The sequence below is a fragment of the Paenibacillus sp. ATY16 genome, from assembly GCF_003399985.2.
GTDB lineage: Bacteria > Bacillota > Bacilli > Paenibacillales > Paenibacillaceae > Pristimantibacillus > Pristimantibacillus glycanilyticus.
The window spans coordinates 229,992-249,437 of sequence record NZ_NMOK02000014.1 but is presented as its reverse complement, the minus strand read 5'-3'; the positions used below and the strand labels follow the sequence as shown (position 1 = coordinate 249,437).

The following is a 19,446-nucleotide window of genomic DNA, read 5'->3' as shown; positions in this document are numbered from 1 at the left end:
GCAACGCAAAGCAAGGCCCCCGATCGGAATGGATCGGGGGCCTTTTCTATTATCGCGATAACTTGATAAGAAGCTTTTTCGCCGATTCGGTTTCGACCGTGATTTGGTAGCGCTCTTTTACTGCTTCAAAATAAATGCTGCCAGTCTCCTTGGAAGCTACGGTTTTCTCCCAGACGGTCTCGTCATCATGGCTGACCTTGAGGATAAACGTTCCCTCCTCCGAGGACGCCTCATACGGGATGCTTACCGTACCCGCTTCCGCGACGGAGAAATCATCTACCTTGTAAGTCCCTTTCAGCGAGCCGATCTTTAAGCTCAGCTTCCCGTTAATCTCGGTTTTTACGGTTGAGACGGCTACATTGGTTCCATCGGCATATTTGGACGCGACATTAATGACAACAACCGTCATAATGAACAAGGCTAAAAAGATCCAAAATCTGAATTTGGATTTAGACTTACCGATTCTCAAAATATATAACCCCCTGGCATTTTTGTCCGTCGGACAATAATTCGCCAGGGGGCTTGCAATCCCTCTTCTTGCCGTTATTTTGCCGATACGGTTCCATCCTCGTTAACCTTCACGTTGAATGAAATCTTGTTCAGCTTCGAGTATGTCGTTTCGTTATAAGCCTGCTCCCGCAGAATCGGTCTTGTATTATCGATTTTTACCGGCGTGATTTTACTGCTCACCTTATCCCCGTCGAACGTTAAAGTAGCAATCATGGAGTCGTACGCTTTATTTGAACGCTGCGTTGGGGTGAACACAAAGTTGCCGAGGGAATAGAAGATCGGTTTGCCCTTGTACGTCTCAATCCCCTGCAAGCAATGGCTGTGGCTGCCGATGACGGCATCTACCCCCGCGTCGATAAAAGCTTTCGCATACGTTCTCGCATAGTCCTCCGGGTAATCCTGGTATTCGTTATTCCAGTGAATATAGATAACCGTTATGTCCGAATATTTAACGGCGTTCTTAACGTAACGCATCATCGCGTCAAAATCGTAACCAGAGGCGATACCCGCCTTGTTATCCCCCGCATACCAGCTTGGACCCGAAAGCACCCGGCTGATGCCAACGATCGCTACCTTCTTCCCATTGACCTTCTTGGTGTAGGCGGTAAACGCCTCGTCGATATTGCTGCCGGCGCCGGTATGTCCAATCCTGTATTCGTCCAGATATTCTATCGTGTCGGTCAGCGCCTCCACGCCGTAGTCCAGCGTATGGTTATTCGCAACGGATACTCCGTCAATTCCGGAGTTTACGATCGCTTGCAGCGTTTTGGGAGCGGAACGGAAGGTGTACGTCTTGATCGCCTTTTGCCCGCGTGTCGAGATCGGAGTCTCCAGATTGGCGAAGCTGATGTCGGAGCCGGATAACAGCCCGCGTACCTTTTCAAACGGGTAATTCAAGCCATATTTATCCATGTTCGCCGCAACCTTCCCGTCCAGCAAAATATCCCCCGCAAAGCTGATCTCGATCGGCTTGTCCTCTGCGGCAGCCGGCTTTGCCGAAACCGCTGCAGAAGCGGCAGAAGAAGCTATTGCCGTCACATTGCCCGCCGCCTCCAGATTAAAGCCCAGAAAAAGAAGCAAAGCCATTACGTATTTAAGCACGGTCATTCGCATCGTACCCTCCATGGAATCTATGTATCTTCCAGCCAAAGACTACTAATGTGTATGCCGGAAGGAAGAAATAGATTACTAGAGGGAAAGACTTTTCTTTCGTTCAAACTTTTGATACAGTAAGAAAAATAACGTTGCATGCGACTGGCGAAAAAAGTGGAATCAACCACGGGGGAGCATGCAGCTTGGACGTTCCGTTCGCCTGGGAAAAGTATCTGAGGACAGACTCGCGTTTTTCGCGAGCCTTCCGCAGGTACTTTTTTTCGTTCATGAACAAAACGGCATGGAGGGATTGGAATGACGAAGCTCTTGAAAGCGAAGGAAGCAGCAGATCAGGTATACGAAGAAATAAGAACGAAGGTCGAAGAATGGAAGCGGATTGGGGTTCAGCCTCATATGGCGACGATTCTGGTCGAAGGAGATCCCGCATCCGCTTATTATGCCGGGGCCAAGCAAAAAATCGCAGAGAAGCTAGGCGTAGCGTTTACTCTCCACGCGTTCCCGGCAGGAGTTGCGGAAAAAGAGCTCCTTCAGCTTGTTAACCGATTGAACAATGATCCATCCGTTCATGGCATTATGCTGGAGCTGCCCCTGCCCCGGCATCTGTCGGCAAGCACCATTGAGAGGGCGATCTCCCCGTTGAAAGACGTGGACGGAGTTACGCCTGATAACAAGCTTGCTACGGTAACGGGTGACACCGGTCTCTATCCGGCTACCCCCCAATCCTGCATTCGTCTTCTGAAGCATTACGGTTTTACGCTTGAAGGCAAGAACGTAACGCTCGTGGGACGCGGCCAGACCGTCGGGCTGCCGCTGTTCCATATGCTTCAGCGCGAGAACGCCACCGTAACGGTCTGTCATTCGCGCACGCCGGATATCGCTTCCCATCTGGGCCATGCCGAAATCGCCTTCGTCGCGGTTGGCCGTCCAAGCGTCGTTACGCAGGAGATGGTTCATCCCAACCTCGTCATTATAGATGCCGGAATCAATGAAACGCCGGAGGGTAAAATGATTGGCGATGTTGCAATCGGCGTTCAATCAAGCGCAGCGGCGGTATCCCCCGTACCTGGCGGGGTCGGAACGTTAACGACGGCTATCCTGTACGAAAATCTGCTGAAGGCTATTGACCTTCAACTCGGGGAGGACAAATAGATGACTGCAACGATTTCGTGGGATGATTCCATCCGTCATTTTCTGGAGCAAGCCGGCAGCGCTAGTCCTACGCCGGGCGGAGGAAGCGTAGCCGCATTGATTGCTGCGCTTGCAGCCTCGATGACTTCGATGGTCGGTAACTTGACTCAAGGTGAAAAGTTCGCCGATGTTCAATCTACTATTGTTGAAGTCATAGAGAAGATGCGTCGCTTAACGACAGAATGCGAAGAGCTGCTCCAGGCGGACATCTCTTCTTTTAATGGATACATGGATGCGCTAAAGCTGCCAAAGAGCTCCGATGAAGAGAAACTTATACGCAAAAACGCGCTTCGCGAAGCTGCGATTCAAGCGATGGATGTTCCTCTGCGTCTCATTGAGGTGTGCCGGGATGGTCTGGTATTTACCCGCCGCATTGCGGAGTCTTCCAACAAAAACGTCATCTCCGATCTGGGGATTGGAGCGATTTTGTTCGAAGCTGCCGCGCAGTCCGCAATGCTGACGATCGAGATCAATCTGGCCTCCTTAAAGGACGCGGAGCTAAAGCAGCTCTACTTGGACAAGGTAGCCTCGCTAATGAACGAGATTCGGGAACTGAAAAGCAGCTCCCTTCAAATAACCCGTAATCGCATCCTCGGATAAAAAAACATGAATATTCTATCGCACGAAAAGAAGACGCGCAGGCGAATCCCTGGCGTCTTCTTCTATTTTTTATTTAGACGACTTGTCTTTTTTCCCGTTAGTCTTTAAGACAACGTCATAATCGTAAGGCACGCTGCTCACGGTGCCTTCAGGCGCGGCGTAAGTCGTCATCATAATAATGCGGTCGTATTTAGAACTGTGGAGCATGTCGGCAAGCTCGACGCGGCTCGACTCTGCCATGTTGATCGGGTCAGGCACCCGGATAACCTTAACCTGGTTGCCATGCTCCTTGTCCTTCTGCTTATCGTAGTTTTTCATAAGGCCAATGAACTCCACCTGATAATTGACGTATTGGCCAATCGTCTGCTCCAGGCTCTTAAAGCCGGAGGTATCCGTCATCGGATCAATGACGGTTCCGTTCAGCCTCAGATTGGATAAATACCAGCCTGCTTCGTTGTAGCCCCAGTCCGTCAGGTAACGGAACCCAAGCAGCACCTTTTTGCCGGCATAAGCGGACAGATCAAAGGTCTCCGTCTTCCAGCCTTCGGAGCTGCCCGTGAAGCCCGGCAGATTCGCTGCCGTCTTCGGATAGCCTCCTTCGACCAGATCGCTCCGCGTATCCTCGTTGGACAGCGAGGTCCAGGTCTTTCCTCCGTCTTCCGATATTTGCACCACGCCGAAATCCCATTGCTCCTCGATATTATAGCTGGTATCGAAGCTGAGCTCCGGTGTTGCCTGACCGGTCAGATCGAGTTCCCTGATGAGGAAATTGTCCGCCTGGTCGCCTTGATTGCTCCATAGGACCGTCCCTCTTTCGGGATCCTCTACGGGTATCCAGTTGGTGCGCAGGAAGTCGAGTCCCTGGAAATAGAGATGATCAATTTTGGAGTCGGGCTTAAGCACCTTAAAGTCCGTTCCCCATGCAGGCGTAACATTGTCCGACTTAACCGAAGAAGCAAAGTCGGGAGCTAGATCAATGGAATTAAACTTGTAGGTGGAGGAATCCCCCTTATAACCGCTGTCGAGCACAACGGCCGTCATGTAGTCGGCATATAAGTCGGCGAATGACTTATTGATTCCCGCTTCGGTCAGCGCAGCTTCCACACCGCTAATACCGGTATTAGGGTTATGGAACAAGGTTCGTATAAACGACTCACCGTAATGATCATAGAGATACAGCTGGAACAGATACGCGTTGCCGTAATCGGAAAGAATCTGGAGATCGGACTGATCGCCCCATAAAGTAAGCGAGTTGCGGAGATTGGACAAAAATTCGTTTACGTGGTCCGTGGAGTGGCCGTATCCGACCAGGTACTGGGCGAAATCGGACAACCCCTCATTGATGAAGCTTTCTTCCGCCGGATCGGTATCCCGGTGCAGCAAATGCTGAAACTCATGGGCAAATACGCCTTCATAGAGATACGGCTTTGCTGCGGTTGGCCCGGTTCTGTTAAGCCAATCCAGGCTGTCTATCGTCATCACGTTGCGGTCGGCAAAATCGCTGATTGTAGGGGAGAAATAACCGGCGATATAGCTCGGATAGTTAGGGTCATAGTAGCTTTGATCCTTAATGTTGTCGATCAGAATAACAACGCGCCCGCTGTCATCCTTGTACAAGCCGTTATACCCCTCTTCTCCTTTGCGTTCCGCCGGCGGCGCAAAGTATTCGATTTCTTTCGGATAAATGCGCGTTTCAAATTCGTTCAGCAGGTATTGTACCTGCTCGTCCGTAATTTGAACGGAGCCGTTTCGAGGATCGCCATCCGGGAATTTGAGGTTGTTCGCTACCCATACCTCGCCGCTCTTCCCGACGGCCCGAAGAGTAAAATTCGTCAAATAATATTGGCCGTTCACATCGTTATTCGTGAGCCACGGTTTGACAGTGCCCACATCCGCTTCCGTCAAGCCGGCCGCCTCTGACGACGAGCCTGGATTCCCGGAAGCCTCGCTGCCTGTCAGGTCCAGCCGTCCCTCGGCTTCGACGCTTTCCAAAGTATCGGCCCTAAGCTTAGAACCTACATCCAGTACACTGGGATTAGCGTTATAGCTTTGCTGCTTTGTTGGCGCTGCCGTTGCCGCAGCCGGCGCCAGAAGGCCGCCAACCAGAATAAACGACGATATCAGACCAAAAAGATTGCGTTTCACCACATACACTCCTCCTCAAAAGTTTTGCGAAGCAAAACTTGCTGCGTAAGCATAAACTTCAAGAATGATCATACAAGCAGCCCGGTATAGGCTGATTGCGATGATTCTTACGCTATGTCAACTATCATAACAAGGAGGAAAATATACGAAAGTGCCGCTGCTACCATACATGTCAGAGTAAGGAAGACTTGTGCCGCATAACTAACGCCCTAGCTTTTGTCAAATTCGGTCGGTTTCCTAATTACCGGAGGACGCGTCAGTCGAGAAACTCCAATCCCGTATTTCTCAGATCGACGCGGAACGAATAGCTGATCTCCGCATGCTTGAACATTTCCGGCCATTTCTCGTACTCCGACGGCTGAAGACGACTGCGGAAGCGATCGCCGAAACCGAACACATCCGCTCCAAGCCGCTGCGTTTTTTCAAACATCGATTTGGCATGCGCGTTCAGATCCGCTTCAAACTCGGCGACAACCTCCGAAGCATTTTGTCTCCGATAACGAGAGCTGTCAATGAGCGTAGTAACAAGGGAAGTATCCAGTCGAATAATCGGCTTGCCATCCTTAAAAGAGGTGCTTACACGGGTATGGTTATGTACGATACGGATATCCGATTTGCTCATCAGTTCTACCTCGGAGTCATGAAACCGGTGCGTGAAAATCTCGTAAAGCAGCGATTCATCCAGATTCAGCTCTCCAACGAGTTTGTCTTTGACGAATATCGCATTCCCTGCCAGTACATAGGAGTTCTGCTTTCCCTCCGTTAACAAAGGAATCAGATTTGAATGCAAGGGGTTATACAGCTTCGCGTATACCTCCCAGAGCATCGTTCTGTTCTTTCTCGGAATGCCTCCGGCGTACTTTTCGAAAAAGAGCTTCGTATAAATCCCCGTGAGCTCGCCGGTTGGATTTGCATGAGTGAATATCCGCTCCATGTTTCCCCTGATGACGGCAACAACCGCATCCAGCGGGACGGACCGCTCTCTGATCGCAAACTCCAAATAAGGATCCACGCCTGTCTTGGCCAAGGACTCATCGAGGAGTATTGCCCGGGTAGACGAAGGATCAAGCGCTTTGGGCAGCTTGTATCTTACTTTATTCATGGCATCCGATACCGTCTGCCCGTACTGGCTCGTCGTGAAAAAGTCTTGCTTGGACGTTGTCCCGTCCTGCGCTCCCTTGGGAAGAGGAAACCGGAACCATACATTTAGCGGGGAATCGGAGGAGCGTTTCTCGAGACCCATAACGCCAAGCATTAGGCGATTATCAATATCTTTGGAATCCCAGCATCCCGCAACAAAAACGATTGGCAGGCAGAGCAGCAGCATCATTGCCCTTCCATATCCGCTGGCGCTCACAGTGCCCCCTCCTTCCCGGCTCTCCGGCCATAAGCCAGTGCAAGCAAGCCAAGCAACGGAAAAACAAACATGACGTAGAGCCTTAGACCAATCGTTAAGATCGTAATGTTCTCAACTACTCTCCAGGAGACTAATAGAGTAGCTGACGCATAGACGACCAGAAATGCGCCTGAATGAATCAGCCGTTTGTTTGCCCAGGGCATTATAACGGCAACCATCTCTTCAATGGCATGGAGCTTCAAAGCAATAATGATAAATAGATAGAACATCGTCACCGATACAAAAATCGCCGTAAGATTCTCGAACAAAATCCAATAATGCGATATACTGTCCATTTTGGAGATAAACGGGAAGGTAAGCCTTTTGCTTAATTCTCTACCGAACGTCATAACCGGCAAATAGATATAACCCATGATTAGAGGAAGCGTGCATAAGAGGGCAGCCGAATACATTTTCCAATTGCGCTTTGCGGAATGCCGCGTATAAGGTCCGATAAGTGACGTGATGACGAAACCCATCCAAATGTACGAAGCCGCGTAGAATCGTTTGTCCGATAGAAAATCCCCGTTTGTGCGAATCCAGGGTGCCCCAACTATCCAATGAACGTCGCTCAGACCAACGATCAGCAGGACCAAGGTTAAAAGCAGCGTCAACAGAAAAAATACCTTGGCCGCCCGTACGATGGGCATCATCCCCGCTAAAGCAAGTAACGCCGGAGCAATCAGCATGCCGTTAAGAAATGCGATAGGCGTGGTCGGAAGCATCGTCATCGTAATAACCTCCGTATAAGCCCTCAGCATAATGACAAGCGCCGTCAGCAAGAAAATAATAACGGGCAAACAGATCACGCAGGTCCAGATTCCCCCGATAGAGGCACGTATTCCGGCTATAAGCTTCTCTCCGTTTAATTGAGCCAGTAACCTGCTGAAAATCCACGAGCTGAGCAGCGCGCCGGCGGCCCATACGGCAATTGGAATCCAATAGGCTCCTTCCGTGCTGCGAATGATAAAGTTAGGGTAAATAAAGCCTGCCACCGCTCCGGTGTATAGCATTTGAATGGCAAGCATATCATAGCCGCTGAGAGTCGATACACGCTTCATAGGACAATCCTTCCCTTTTCGATGCGAATTAGGTTACCTTATTCTTTTTTGACCATAAGGATGTGAGGTACGGCGTTCCAAAGGTCTCTATGCAGCTAAGGTAAATAATGAGGCAGGCAAAGCAGAAAACAATGCCAAGCAAGCCTGCTATGGAAGCTCCCGCTACAATGAAATATTTCAGAATTCGCTGGACGAGCCCCATTTGATAGTCGATTACAATAAAATTCGTAATGGCGGTAGCCGCCACCACGATAATAAGCAGATTGCTGACGATATTCGCCTGAATGATCGCTTGCCCCAGCACAACCCCTCCAACCATCGTAACCGTCGAGCTAACCGTCTTGGGCAGCCGCAAGCCTGCTTCCGTTATAAAGTCGATCATAATCAGCATGAGAAGCGTTTCCACAAACACGGGATAAGGCACGCCCTCGCGGCTTGCGGCAGCTGCCAGGCTGATCTCCAGACGATTGACGTCCACGTTGATGGAGGTAAGCGCTACGTACAGGGCAGGAAGGAATAAATTGATAAACATGGCCAGGAAACGCAGCGTAAGAAGGAAATTGGTTACAAACGGATTGACGTATTTATCTTCGGGAGAATGCCAGAAGTCGGTGTATACCGAAGGAACGCTCAAAGCAAACGGAGAGCCGTCAATCATAATGATGGCCTTTCCTTTAAGCAGATCCATGGAGACCCGGTCCGGTCTTTCCGTGGAGATTGCCAAGGGAAATAGATGGAATCGTTTTCTGGACATGAGAATCTGCAGGAACTGTGCGCTGTCCTGGATGGATTCGACCCGAATTTCGGCAAGCCGATCCTGCAGACTGGATAACAGTTCGGGATCAATGGCATCCGCATAATAAAACAGGGCAACACGCGTATGGCTGGCCGTACCAATTACGGTTTCCCACATTTTCAGCTTTGACGAATGGATCTGCTGCCTGATGAGAGCGGTGTTTACATCCAGGCTTTCGATAAAGGCGTTCATCGGGCCTTGGAGAACATTTTCGGTTACGGGCGATCCGATCGCCCTCTGTTGGTTTTCCGCTAAAGGCAGGATCAGCCCGGCAGAGGAGTTCTGCTTGCATATCACGGCAGCCCCGCTGCAAACCGCTGTTTCGCAGCGTTGAAACTCTCCTTCCATTAAGCTGGCTCCGCTATATCGGGAAAGGCGAAAGGATAAATCCCCGCCGTTGTCATCCCCGAGCAGAAATTCAAGCTTTTCAGTCGAGCACAAAGAATCCAAATAGCACAAGTACAATTCTTCGCCTTCGACCGCTCCTAGGAGCGATGCCCTGTAGTCGCTGGAATCCGCGAAGGCTTCGTTAAGGAGCCCGAGTAATGGCAACGAATCCGGCTGTTTGGTCAAACGGTAGACGGAAGCTAGAATATCGCGCATAAAGTTTGGCCTCCTTGGTTTAACGAATGGGGTATCCTTGTTGTATTGTTTCCAGTTAAGCCCAATACATGTAAAAAAAGCATCTCCAAAAAAAAAACAAAAAGCCACTTCGCGTGAAGTGGCTTAAAGCTCCCTGACTGAGTCTTGGTGAATTAAAAATTACATGCCGATAAACATATTCATGCTGAAAGGTCCCCAGTTCTCGCCGTTAAATCCTGCTCCTCCCTCCAGATTCACAAAGCAAGGAAGAACAATATAAAACGTGCGGGAAGGAATGTTGCTCCTGAACGTCATGAGAAAATGCATGCCTGAATTGTCCGCGGGCGTTATCATCGCCATATCCGGCCGGATGGCGTTCGAAGCCGTCAGCGCATCCCCCATATTCACGCTTGCGGCCGTATTCGTTCCGGCATTGCTGCGAATCCAATAGTTAGATAAACGTACGGCCGAATTAAGGTCAGCCCGCCGATCATACGTTAACAGAATTTGATTTGCGGCTATCTGCCTAGCACTCATTAGCACGGGATGATCATCCAGACGATCGAATGGATAGTTGTACAAGCCATAACCCCCTTATAAAAGAGTCGATTACCTATACATCTATACGTGCCAGCCTCTTGAACATGATTAAAAAAGCTTCCTTCCGCATCTCGGAAGGAAGCTTTCAGTTACATGCTTCGTTTCATCCACACAACAGACTCCACGTGCGAAGTCCATGGGAACATATCGACCGGCGTAACCTCCACCGTCTTGTAGCCGCCGTCTTCGAGCGTGCGCAAGTCGCGCGCCAGCGTGGAAGGATTGCAGCTGACGTATACCACCCGCTCCGGCTGCATCTTCAGAATCGTATCCAGCAGCGCAGGGTCGCAGCCCTTGCGCGGCGGGTCCACGACGATAACGTCGGGGAAAATTCCCTCTTCGCGCCAACGCGGGATGACCACTTCCGCCGGACCTGCCTCGAACGAAGCGTTGCCGATGCCGTTCAGCTCCGCATTGCGCTTCGCGTCCTCGATCGCCTCCGGCACAATCTCTACCCCGTAGACCCGGCCGGCCTTGCGTGCGAGGAACAGAGAGATTGTTCCGATGCCGCAATAAGCGTCGATAACGGACTCCTTGCCCGTCAACTGCGCATAATCAACCGCGGTCCGGTAGAGCTCTACCGTCTGCGCCGGGTTCACCTGATAGAATGAACGCGCCGAGATCGCGAACCGGATACCGTCAAGCTCGTCATAGATAACCTCGCTGCCCCATAACACCCGCGTCTCGTCGCCAAAGATGACATTCGTATCGCGCGTGTTTACGTTCTGCACAATGCTTTTTACTTCCGGCAGCGCCGCGCGAATCCGTTCCACCCATTGCTCGGCTTGCGGCAGCTTGCGTCCGTTCGTCACAAGCACGACCATAATCTCGCCGCTTACAAAGCCTGTCCGCGTCATCACATGTCGCAGCAGCCCTTGCCCGGTTTCCTCATTATAGGCCGAAACGCCAAGCTCGCGGCCGATCGCCTTCACGATCCGGACAACCTCATCGTTGCGGTCATGCTGAATATGGCATTCATCCGTATCGATAATACGATGGCTGCCCTTGGCGTAAAAGCCTGCAACCAGCTCGCCGTCGCCCGCCGAGGCCCCAACCGGCACCTGCGCCTTGTTGCGGTAGCGCCACGGATCGTTCATCCCTACCGTTGGATGAACGATAATTCCGGACGCCGCCTCTCCGTCGCCTGCAATCTGCAGCTTTCCGATGCGCGCCAGCGCATCGACGACATGCTGCCGCTTCCAGTTCAGCTGCGCGGCATAGTCCATATGCTGGAGCTGGCAGCCGCCGCATTTGTCGTAAATGCCGCATACCGGAACAACGCGGTCCGCGCTTGCCTCCAGCAGCTCTTGAAGGCGCGCGTAGCCGTATGCTTTTTTCACCTTCATCACTTTCGCCCGTACACGCTCGCCTGGCAGTGCTCCCTGAATGAACAAGGTATAACCGTCCGCCCGGCCAACCCCCTCGCCGTCATGGGTCAGACCGATGATGTCGACAACAACCTCATCGTTTTTTTGCACCGGCGCATCCACGGCTGCCTGCGAAGAAGCTCTTCCCGCTCCCCCGCTCTTCCGGCCGCCTTGCGTATGGCTTTTTCTATTTGAACCCGCATTACGCGTATGATTTCTATTCATCATTGCTCTCCGCTTCCTCATGCTATTATCCCTATAGTGTAATGCATCTGCATAAAGAAATAAACCTCCAACAACAGGCACAAGGCCTGCTATTAGAGGTTTATTCCAATTGCTACTATCAGCGATTGCGATAGGAAGCTTCGCCATGCTCGTCGGCAAAAATCTGTAGATGCGAAGGCAGCACCGAGAACGTAAACGGCAGCGTACCGCCGTATTCACCATCCAGGTTAATCTGCACATAACTTGGTGAAGTGACCTTCATCTTATTCGTGCGGAAATGAATCACATGCGAATCGTTCAAATGCTCGCCCCGGAGCGCCAGCGTAGCGATCCGAATAAACTCGGCCAGGTTGCATCTCCGGAGAAGCACGACGTCAAACAGCCCGTCATCCGGCTTCGCATCCGGCGCCAGCTTCTCGAAGCCGCCAACCGAATTGCTGTTGCAGATCAGGAAAAGCATAAATTCCTCGTGGAATTTGCCTACCCCTTCCGCTTCGATAATCAGCTCCGTCGGGCTTAAGCGGGTCATCTTCTCTAAGCCTTTCAAATAATAAGCCAGCTGCCCGATCATTGTCTTCAGCTTAATCGGCACATCGTAGGTCAGCTCGGTCAGCGAGCCGCCACCTGCGATATTAATGAAATAGCGCTCATTGGCTTGACCGACGTCAATCGGCCGCGTGTAATTCTGGATAATCAGATCGCACGCGTATTCCCAATGCTTCGGGATGCCCATCGCGCGGGCGAAATCATTCGTTGTTCCCAGCGGTAAAATACCAAGAGGAGGCCGGTTAGGCTTATTGGCCATTCCGTTAATAACCTCATAGATGGTTCCGTCGCCGCCTGCCGCGATAATCAGATCATAATCCCGCCCGGCTGCATCCGCTGCGGCGATCGTTGCATCTCCCGCTCCAATCGTCGCGTGGCAGCTGGTCTCGATTCCCGCCTGATCCAGCTTCTGCAGAATATCCGGGAGACGACGCTTCATCTCTTCTCTTCCCGATGTCGGGTTGTAAATCAATCTTGCACGCTTCATCGATTAACCCACCATTTCTTTCAAAAAACGGTCACTTACCTATCCTGAAGCCAAGCCGCCATACGCCGCTCCAGCCATCGCTCAATAGCCGGATGAGGCAGCATAGCCTGCCCGTTGTACCGGTAATCCAGACCCTTCAAGCGCGATGGAATGACCGTATTCGTAAAATAACCCTTGCTCAAAAATAAAGGAACGACGATTACCGCTTCATTTGGCCGCTCCTCTTGCAAAGCTCTCAAATGATCCGCCGCCTGGTCGGGCAGCAGCATCGCCGTGGCGGAGTGAGCGAATCCGCCCAGCTTCCGAAGCCGTTCCGCGAGCTGGTTCAGACCGTGCTGCCAGCGTTCATGGAAAACCTTTTCCCGGCTGCCATGCGCGATAAGCATAACCGTCTCTTCTTCAGGCTGAACGGACAGCGGCTTAATATTCGACAGCAGCAGCTCCGCTATATCGGGATCGTCGTCAATCGGCATGCCGTAATGAACCTTGGCGTTAACCCGGAAGAGGCCAAGATCGCCTTCAAGCTCAGCTACCGGCGGCAGGCCAAATGCCTGCCCGATCTCATCGACATGCGTGCTGCCGGACGAAAGGAACAAAGGAAGCACGAACAAATCCGTTACTCCCTGCTCTTCCAACGCATCTATGCCATCCTGAATCAAACGGCCTTCAACAATTTCGAGAAAAGAAGAATAGACCGGCACGCCTTGCACGCGCGGAGAGGCTGCCGCAGCGGCGACCGCCTCGTCAACCAGCCGAACCCATTCTACTTCCCTCGAACCATGACTTATCACGAGAATGCCCGGCTTCATGGCACTATCTGCCTAAACGCTCTAAAGTCATTTTATACCCATCGTTGCCATAATTCAAACAGCGCTTAACCCGGGAAATCGTAGCCGTGCTGGCGCCTGTCTCTGCTTCGATTTGGTTGTACGTGCTGCCTTTGCCCAGCATGCGCGCAACTTCCAGACGCTGCGACAGCGACTGGATTTCGTTTACCGTGCACAGATCATCAAAAAAGATATAACATTCCTCGACGGATTTAAGGGTAAGAATCGCTTCGAATAATTGATCGATTGCTTTATCGTTCAGCTTCTTAAGCTGCATTGTCATCCACTCCTCAGGGGCGTGATTACACGCGCATTTCAGGCATTGTCATTAATGTCTAATGCTCACATTGTAGCTTTTTTAGGGGGTTTTTTCAAGCATTACCGTATTCACGCTTTACAGGACGGAAGAGCATCCCGTAGGTAAATATCCGCATTATTTATATAAAAAAAGGGCATTCGTCCAATCGTCATGTTTGCCTATGCCATAGACTAATACCAAGAATACTTCCCTATACGGCATACGGGACCGGACCTGCGTGCAGGCTGATCCCCCATGTGGAAGCGGACGGAGTAGGGAAGACATTGTTCCATAAACTTTGAAAAAAGGTTGTGATCCGCGTGAATTACCGGAACTATCCTGGCGGGGGCGGACATTCGAACCCTCACCAGTATCCGCCGCACTCACCGCACAGCGGCCATCACCGGCGCGGCTATGCCCGTAACCAGACCAGTCAGGGATTTAACAGCTTCCAGAATCCTCTTGGCTTCGGTACGGACGGCGCCCCGATTCCACCTGCGCCTCCTGTCTTTTCGACGGAAGAGACTATTATACAACATGAGGAAAGCCTTCCCGTCGTCGTGCCGGCTACGGCGGCAGAATTGGTGGAGACGACAACACCGGCCAAAGCCGGCGGCTTTAGCATGCCAAGCTTGACAGAGATCAAAGGCTTTGTTGACCGGATTGGCGGACTGGATGGCATTCTGACCACGGTGGGCAAGGTTCAAAAGGTCGTATCCAGTGTGTCGCAGATGGCTCCTCTCGTCAAGGTCATTCTGGGCTCCTTCAAAAAGGACTCCGGCAGCGACGCGGCGGACGAAGATATCGAAGTTGTGCCGAAGAAGCGTAAACGCCGCAGAAAACCAACAGGCTCCGCCGGCAGACGCCGCAAGCGGAAGCGGCAGCGTTAATTAGCAATGCCTACTGAACCACCCCGATTGCAGCTCCGGCTGCAGGCGGGGTGGTTTTTTATTTGCCCGTTTGTCGAGTTATGGAAGATTAGTCCATGCTCCGCGATGACTATAGAACTAGCCGCATTGTCGAATCAACGCTTTCTGACGTCGGTTGTCAAATTCAACACTCGTTTTTGCACAGGCAGAGCTATATTTTGAACATAAATTTCATAATTTTGGAACTTTACTCCAAAAGACTCATGAGGATTTTCTTAACTTCAACTACAATCATTATAACCTTATAACTTTTAAAACAACTTTATCGCTGCAGCCATTGTACCCGATCCTTGTTTGCCCGATATAAGCTCCCCCCGAGTTTATATAAACAAATTATTAGGAGGTATGAATAATGACTGTATTACGATTATCGCGGCCTACTCCATTCAAGATCATGACGATTTGCGCTCTTCTCGTGCTTGCCGCCGTCTCCATGCTGTTCACGACGGCAAAAGCGTACTCGCATGGCTACGTGGAAGGACCGGCCAGCCGGGCAGCGCTGTGCAAAAGCGGAGCCAACACCGATTGCGGAGCAATCGTGTATGAGCCGCAAAGCCTGGAAGCCCCTAAAGGCTTCCCTGCAGCAGGACCTGCCGACGGCAAAATCGCAAGCGCGAACGGTGCTTTTCCCAAGCTGGATGAGCAATCCGCAACCCGCTGGGCGAAAGTGAACATTTCCTCGGGCACAAACACCTTCACCTGGAAGCTGACGGCCAATCATTCAACCGCAAGCTGGAAGTACTATATTACCAAGCCGACCTGGAACCCCAATGCCGCGCTTACCCGCGATTCCTTCGATCTGACTCCGTTCTGCTCCGTTGCTTATAACGGCGCGCAGCCGCCATTCTCCTACTCGAATACTTGCAACGTACCCGAGCGAAGCGGCTACCATGTCATCCTCGCCGTGTGGGAAGTAGCCGATACGGCCAATGCTTTCTATAACGTCATCGACGTTAACTTTACCGGCTCGAATCCCGTTGACACAACGGCTCCTTCCGCCCCAGCTTCTCTTGCGGCAACCGCTACGGCAGCGACAAGCGTAACCTTGTCCTGGAATGCTTCGACCGATAACGTTGGCGTAACCGGCTACAAAATTTATAGAGGCACTACGCTAGCCGGAACGGCCACGGGCACCAGCTATACCGTTACCGGCCTCACGGCAAGCACGGCCTATACGTTTACCGTAAAAGCGGTGGATGCCGCAGGCAACGAATCCGCCGCTAGCAACAGCCTGAGCATTACGACAACGGCGCCTCCGGCCATCGATACATCGGCACCTACCGCACCGGGAGGACTTCATATCATGGGTACTCCAACCTCCTCCAGCATGATGCTGATGTGGAGTCCGTCTACCGATAACGTAGGCGTTACGGGCTACAAAATTTATAACGGGTCCACGCTAGTCGCAACGACCTCAGGTACCGCAACATCCTATACCGTTACAGGTCTTGCGGCGAGCACAACCTACAACTTCGCCGTATATGCCATCGATGCGGCCGGCAATCAATCGTCTGCCAGCACGGTCAGCGGCACAACGGCAGCGTCTACGGGCGCGCCTGCCTGGGCGCCAAATACGGCTTATGCGGTAGGAACTCTGGTTTCGTATAACGGAGCTACTTATAAATGCCTTCAGGCTCATACTTCCCTCACCGGTTGGGAGCCTTCGAACGTACCTGCCCTGTGGCAGCTGCAATGAAGCATCAATAAGAAAACAAAAAGTGCCGGGAACCATCCCCGGCACTTTTTGTTTTCTTCTTACATAAATACCGTATCAATTACCCAATACACGCCTGCTGCAAAAAGCGCCGTGATCGGAATTGTAATAAACCATGCGATAACGATTTTCCCGGCAAGCGACCAGCGTACGCTGGAGAAGCGTTTTGCGGAGCCTACGCCGAGAATCGAAGAAGTGATAACATGCGTTGTGCTGACAGGCAGCTCGAGCATCGTTGCCGACAGAATAACGCCCGCCGAGCCTACGTCTGCGGCAAAGCCGTTAATCGGCTCGATCTTGAAGATCTTCGTGCCCATCGTCTTAATGATCTTCCATCCGCCAATGGATGTACCAAGAGCCATCGCAAGCGCGGCGGACATCTTAACCCACAGCGGAACCTCGAAGTGATCTTGAATACCGCCTGCCACGAGCGCAAACGTAATGATACCCATCGCTTTCTGGGCGTCGTTTGTACCATGGGAGAACGACTGGAATGCCGCGGTCAGGATCTGTCCGAACCGGAAGCCCTTGTTCACCTGATGCGGGCTTGTCCTCGCGAAGATTAGCTTCAAGATCCACATGATAATAAAACCGGCCGTGAAAGCAATCAGCGGCGAGAAGATAAGCGCCTTAACGATATCGACAAACCCGTGTGCGTTAATGGCATCAAATCCCGCTCCCGAAGCTACCGCGCCGGCAAGCGAGCCGATCAAGGCATGAGAGGAAGAAGAAGGAATGCCGAACCACCAGGTAAGCAGATTCCAGGCAATCGCCGAGATTAAGGCCGCGATAACGATCTCTACCCCGTTGGACAGATCCGCCGGATTGGCAACGCCGCTGCCGATTTTTTTCGCAACGCCCGTAAACGTGATTGCACCGATAAAGTTCATGCACGCCGCCATAATAATGGCAACCCTTGGTTTCAGGGCACGGGTTGATACCGTCGTAGCGATCGCGTTCGCCGTATCGTGGAAACCGTTAATAAAATCGAAACCGAGCGCAAGTATGACAACCATCCATAATGTGATTGAATCCATTTGAATTGACTCCTACTCTCCGTGTAAGCTTAGCTGTTGCGCATAATGATCGATTCCAGCGTGTTCGCTACGTCTTCGCAGTAGTCGGTCGTTTGCTCCAACATTTCGTAGATTTCTTTCCGCTTCATCAGTTCAATCGGATCAGTCACATTCGTGAACAGGCTCTTGATACAAACGCGCAGCAGGTCATCTGCCTGGTTCTCCAGCTCGTTGAGCGCAATGTTAGGCTCGCGGATCGCCAGCAGCTTTTTGTCGGTAAGGAGATAGATCGCTTTCTTGATCTGGTTCGCGGAACGAAGCAATATATCGCCAAACAGCGTTATGTACTCGTCTTTTTCCTGAATGTTGTACATTTCAAAGCGCGATGCGCATGCTTCGATGCCGTCAAGCACATCGTCGAGCGAACTTGTTAAAGCCATTATATCTTCCCGCTCAATGGGGGTAATGAACGTTTTGTTCAGTTCTTTCAGAATCGTATGAACGTACTGGTCGCCTTTGCTCTCATGCTCTTTCATGATTTTGGCGAACTGAGCGACATCCGACAGGTCCGAAACACCGTTTGCGAAATATTCGATTGCGTCAACCAGTGTATCCGCCATTTCTTCAAACGTCTTAAAGAAAATATCCTTTTTCTTAAACATCGTAATCCCCTTTACCCGACTGGATGGTTAGGCATCATTTCGAAATGAGCCCACAATATCTTAACACAGTTTACTTTATATTTGTTAAGGGAATGTAAAGGATTTATGAAAAGTTTTCGTTTTTGCAAAAAAAATATAAAAAGATGCGTTCCGCAAAGGAACGCACCGCTTCATATCTTTTTGCGGACACCCTCTACACCTAGTTAGAGTGTGTCCGACTTGTCTATTTTTTACCCATAAATCACATGCTCGGCGAAAGTTGGCGTATTCGGAACGACCTGGAAGAACGTTCTCCCCGGTACAAAAGGAAGCTCAACGCCATCCTTCATCAGCCTCACCATATTGTCGCTTGCGCGAACCCATTCGCATTCGACGACCTTGCCCTTCTGGAACAATAACGCCGAGCCTCCCGCATGAAGATCAACCGAAAGCCGCCCGACATCATCCAGCGTCTTGTGATTGGCGCCAAGCACAACCACGTTGGCCGCGCTCAGCTGCTCTCCGTTATTCAGGTCGGTATGCGGCTCATCATTGATGAGTCGTTTATACAAGCCGCTTGCCGTGTCATACTCATAGGAGACCTTGTAGTCCTTGAGCAGAAACTTGATCTGTATCGAGGACGCTGCCGCGCCCGAAGCGGTTGCTCCTTCTTCCGCAAAGGTATAGGCCGGAACTGTCACATCGCTGCGGTACCCCTTCTTCTCGGCTCCTGCCCGAAGCTTGTCCAGCTCAGAGTATAGATTATGTGGCGCCTTGCGGTCCTTGCTCCGCCAGAAGTACGGACCCGCGTTCGAGATTTCGTCCAGATAAGGCTTGTCCTGATGCTGCAAAATATCATAGGCGTCATTGCTGGCTCCCGAATGAGCCAGAATAGCGCCGTAGCTTTCCCCGATATCAATCAGGTACGGGCGAATGCTGCGGATTGGTCCAATCGCATCGGCACCCTTGTCCGTGCTTTGAAAGATCGCCACCAGCCGCGTAATGCCGCCTTCCGCGAGTACTTCCCATACCACGTCGGCATTGGTAAGTCCGGATTGCGGACGCGCCGGCTTCAGATTGTTGACCATAACCGCAACGGGCCGCGCCGCCGCGTCCGTCTCCCGCTTCAGCCCTGTAAGAGGAGCCGTGAAAGAAAGCTCCGGCGTTGGTTCAGCCGACGGCGTAGCCTCCGGCTCTTCGGATAATGTCGGAGAAGGTGCTGCTTCTCCCGCATTTTTGCCTGAACCGCTGCTGCAAGCGGATACGAAAACAAGTAGAATAACCAAGCTGACCAACCATGCCCTGCGAATACGACTTCCCATGAGTTCCCCGCCTTTTAGTAGAGAATGATAGCGTTCGATAAAACGATTACTATCATTTAAACATAAAAAGCGGGACATGTCTT

General features: G+C 51.5%; 18 protein-coding genes and 1 riboswitch. Of the genes, 4 read left to right on the top strand and 14 right to left on the bottom strand.

The window, feature by feature from the left end; genetic code table 11:
- Positions 1 to 49: 49 nt before the first annotated feature.
- Positions 50 to 469, bottom strand: a complete 420-nt coding sequence (locus tag CFI03_RS08060) for a hypothetical protein (RefSeq protein ID WP_116394160.1) — start codon at positions 467 to 469, stop codon at positions 50 to 52.
- A gap of 74 nt (positions 470 to 543) precedes the next feature.
- Positions 544 to 1,617, bottom strand: coding sequence for a CapA family protein (locus CFI03_RS08055; RefSeq protein ID WP_248756979.1), 1,074 nt, complete (start codon positions 1,615 to 1,617; stop codon positions 544 to 546).
- A gap of 133 nt (positions 1,618 to 1,750) precedes the next feature.
- Positions 1,751 to 1,835, top strand: a riboswitch (ZMP/ZTP riboswitch).
- Between the two features lie 82 nt (positions 1,836 to 1,917).
- Here CFI03_RS08055 and CFI03_RS08050 point away from each other — a divergent pair.
- Together CFI03_RS08050 and CFI03_RS08045 are read left to right on the top strand one after the other, a co-directional pair.
- Positions 1,918 to 2,772 carry a bifunctional 5,10-methylenetetrahydrofolate dehydrogenase/5,10-methenyltetrahydrofolate cyclohydrolase gene (locus tag CFI03_RS08050; protein ID WP_116394158.1) on the top strand — a complete coding sequence of 285 codons (855 nt, stop codon included), beginning with the start codon at positions 1,918 to 1,920 and terminating at the stop codon, positions 2,770 to 2,772.
- On the top strand, positions 2,773 to 3,411 hold the full coding sequence (locus CFI03_RS08045; RefSeq protein WP_116394157.1) for a cyclodeaminase/cyclohydrolase family protein: 639 nt from the start codon (positions 2,773 to 2,775) through the stop codon (positions 3,409 to 3,411). It begins immediately after the preceding gene.
- A gap of 69 nt (positions 3,412 to 3,480) precedes the next feature.
- On the opposite strand, the gene CFI03_RS31295 is transcribed toward CFI03_RS08045, so the two are convergent.
- From CFI03_RS31295 to CFI03_RS08000, 9 genes are all read right to left on the bottom strand, one after another.
- Entirely contained in the window at positions 3,481 to 5,556 is a 2,076-nt protein-coding gene (locus CFI03_RS31295) for a choice-of-anchor J domain-containing protein (protein ID WP_162862773.1), read from the bottom strand.
- Positions 5,557 to 5,812: 256 nt separating this feature from the next.
- Positions 5,813 to 6,913 carry a Ger(x)C family spore germination protein gene (locus CFI03_RS08035; protein WP_116394155.1) on the bottom strand — a complete coding sequence of 367 codons (1,101 nt, stop codon included), beginning with the start codon at positions 6,911 to 6,913 and terminating at the stop codon, positions 5,813 to 5,815.
- Positions 6,910 to 8,013 carry a GerAB/ArcD/ProY family transporter gene (locus CFI03_RS08030; protein WP_116394154.1) on the bottom strand — a complete coding sequence of 368 codons (1,104 nt, stop codon included), beginning with the start codon at positions 8,011 to 8,013 and terminating at the stop codon, positions 6,910 to 6,912. Before CFI03_RS08030 ends, CFI03_RS08035 begins: the two co-directional genes overlap by 4 nt.
- Before the next feature lie 28 nt (positions 8,014 to 8,041).
- A complete protein-coding gene (locus CFI03_RS08025) occupies positions 8,042 to 9,412 on the bottom strand; it encodes a spore germination protein (RefSeq protein WP_116394153.1) in 1,371 nt (456 codons plus the stop codon).
- A gap of 159 nt (positions 9,413 to 9,571) precedes the next feature.
- On the bottom strand, positions 9,572 to 9,973 hold the full coding sequence (locus tag CFI03_RS08020) for a hypothetical protein (protein ID WP_248756977.1): 402 nt from the start codon (positions 9,971 to 9,973) through the stop codon (positions 9,572 to 9,574).
- Positions 9,974 to 10,080: 107 nt separating this feature from the next.
- Positions 10,081 to 11,586: a 23S rRNA (uracil(1939)-C(5))-methyltransferase RlmD gene (gene rlmD / locus CFI03_RS08015; protein ID WP_248756976.1), complete on the bottom strand. Its 1,506-nt coding sequence runs from the start codon at positions 11,584 to 11,586 to the stop codon at positions 10,081 to 10,083.
- Between the two features lie 115 nt (positions 11,587 to 11,701).
- The gene (locus tag CFI03_RS08010; protein WP_116394152.1) at positions 11,702 to 12,616 is read right to left on the bottom strand and encodes a diacylglycerol kinase; all 915 of its coding nucleotides are present in this window, start codon (positions 12,614 to 12,616) and stop codon (positions 11,702 to 11,704) included.
- Positions 12,617 to 12,651: 35 nt separating this feature from the next.
- Complete coding sequence (locus CFI03_RS08005) at positions 12,652 to 13,425, bottom strand: sirohydrochlorin chelatase (RefSeq protein WP_116394151.1); 774 nt, start codon at positions 13,423 to 13,425, stop codon at positions 12,652 to 12,654.
- Positions 13,426 to 13,429: 4 nt separating this feature from the next.
- Complete coding sequence (locus tag CFI03_RS08000) at positions 13,430 to 13,720, bottom strand: YerC/YecD family TrpR-related protein (protein ID WP_015842506.1); 291 nt, start codon at positions 13,718 to 13,720, stop codon at positions 13,430 to 13,432.
- Between the two features lie 341 nt (positions 13,721 to 14,061).
- On the opposite strand from CFI03_RS08000, the gene CFI03_RS07995 reads away from it, so the two are divergent.
- Positions 14,062 to 14,631, top strand: a complete 570-nt coding sequence (locus CFI03_RS07995) for a hypothetical protein (protein WP_162862772.1) — start codon at positions 14,062 to 14,064, stop codon at positions 14,629 to 14,631.
- A gap of 391 nt (positions 14,632 to 15,022) precedes the next feature.
- Complete coding sequence (locus CFI03_RS07990; protein ID WP_116394149.1) at positions 15,023 to 16,366, top strand: lytic polysaccharide monooxygenase; 1,344 nt, start codon at positions 15,023 to 15,025, stop codon at positions 16,364 to 16,366.
- A 59-nt stretch (positions 16,367 to 16,425) separates the two neighbouring features.
- Here CFI03_RS07990 and CFI03_RS07985 read toward each other — a convergent pair whose 3' ends face one another.
- The 3 genes from CFI03_RS07985 to CFI03_RS07975 all read right to left on the bottom strand — a co-directional run bounded on the left by CFI03_RS07985 (position 16,426) and on the right by CFI03_RS07975 (position 19,363).
- Positions 16,426 to 17,421: an inorganic phosphate transporter gene (locus CFI03_RS07985; RefSeq protein ID WP_116394148.1), complete on the bottom strand. Its 996-nt coding sequence runs from the start codon at positions 17,419 to 17,421 to the stop codon at positions 16,426 to 16,428.
- 29 nt (positions 17,422 to 17,450) lie between these two features.
- The gene (locus CFI03_RS07980; RefSeq protein ID WP_116394147.1) at positions 17,451 to 18,062 is read right to left on the bottom strand and encodes a DUF47 domain-containing protein; all 612 of its coding nucleotides are present in this window, start codon (positions 18,060 to 18,062) and stop codon (positions 17,451 to 17,453) included.
- A 230-nt stretch (positions 18,063 to 18,292) separates the two neighbouring features.
- On the bottom strand, positions 18,293 to 19,363 hold the full coding sequence (locus CFI03_RS07975) for a DUF3048 domain-containing protein (RefSeq protein WP_116394146.1): 1,071 nt from the start codon (positions 19,361 to 19,363) through the stop codon (positions 18,293 to 18,295).
- Between the last annotated feature and the right edge of the window lie 83 nt (positions 19,364 to 19,446).

Coding starts and splice junctions, on each gene's coding strand:
- CFI03_RS07975 (WP_116394146.1), bottom strand. CDS start 19,363: ATGGGAAGTCGTATTCGCAGGGCATGGTTGGTCAGCTTGGTTATTCTA.
- CFI03_RS08030 (WP_116394154.1), bottom strand. CDS start 8,013: ATGAAGCGTGTATCGACTCTCAGCGGCTATGATATGCTTGCCATTCAA.
- rlmD (WP_248756976.1), bottom strand. CDS start 11,586: ATGATGAATAGAAATCATACGCGTAATGCGGGTTCAAATAGAAAAAGC.
- CFI03_RS08045 (WP_116394157.1), top strand. CDS start 2,773: ATGACTGCAACGATTTCGTGGGATGATTCCATCCGTCATTTTCTGGAG.
- CFI03_RS07985 (WP_116394148.1), bottom strand. CDS start 17,421: ATGGATTCAATCACATTATGGATGGTTGTCATACTTGCGCTCGGTTTC.
- CFI03_RS07980 (WP_116394147.1), bottom strand. CDS start 18,062: ATGTTTAAGAAAAAGGATATTTTCTTTAAGACGTTTGAAGAAATGGCG.
- CFI03_RS08005 (WP_116394151.1), bottom strand. CDS start 13,425: ATGAAGCCGGGCATTCTCGTGATAAGTCATGGTTCGAGGGAAGTAGAA.
- CFI03_RS08010 (WP_116394152.1), bottom strand. CDS start 12,616: ATGAAGCGTGCAAGATTGATTTACAACCCGACATCGGGAAGAGAAGAG.
- CFI03_RS08000 (WP_015842506.1), bottom strand. CDS start 13,720: ATGCAGCTTAAGAAGCTGAACGATAAAGCAATCGATCAATTATTCGAA.
- CFI03_RS07990 (WP_116394149.1), top strand. CDS start 15,023: ATGACTGTATTACGATTATCGCGGCCTACTCCATTCAAGATCATGACG.
- CFI03_RS08055 (WP_248756979.1), bottom strand. CDS start 1,617: ATGACCGTGCTTAAATACGTAATGGCTTTGCTTCTTTTTCTGGGCTTT.
- CFI03_RS08050 (WP_116394158.1), top strand. CDS start 1,918: ATGACGAAGCTCTTGAAAGCGAAGGAAGCAGCAGATCAGGTATACGAA.
- CFI03_RS08025 (WP_116394153.1), bottom strand. CDS start 9,412: ATGCGCGATATTCTAGCTTCCGTCTACCGTTTGACCAAACAGCCGGAT.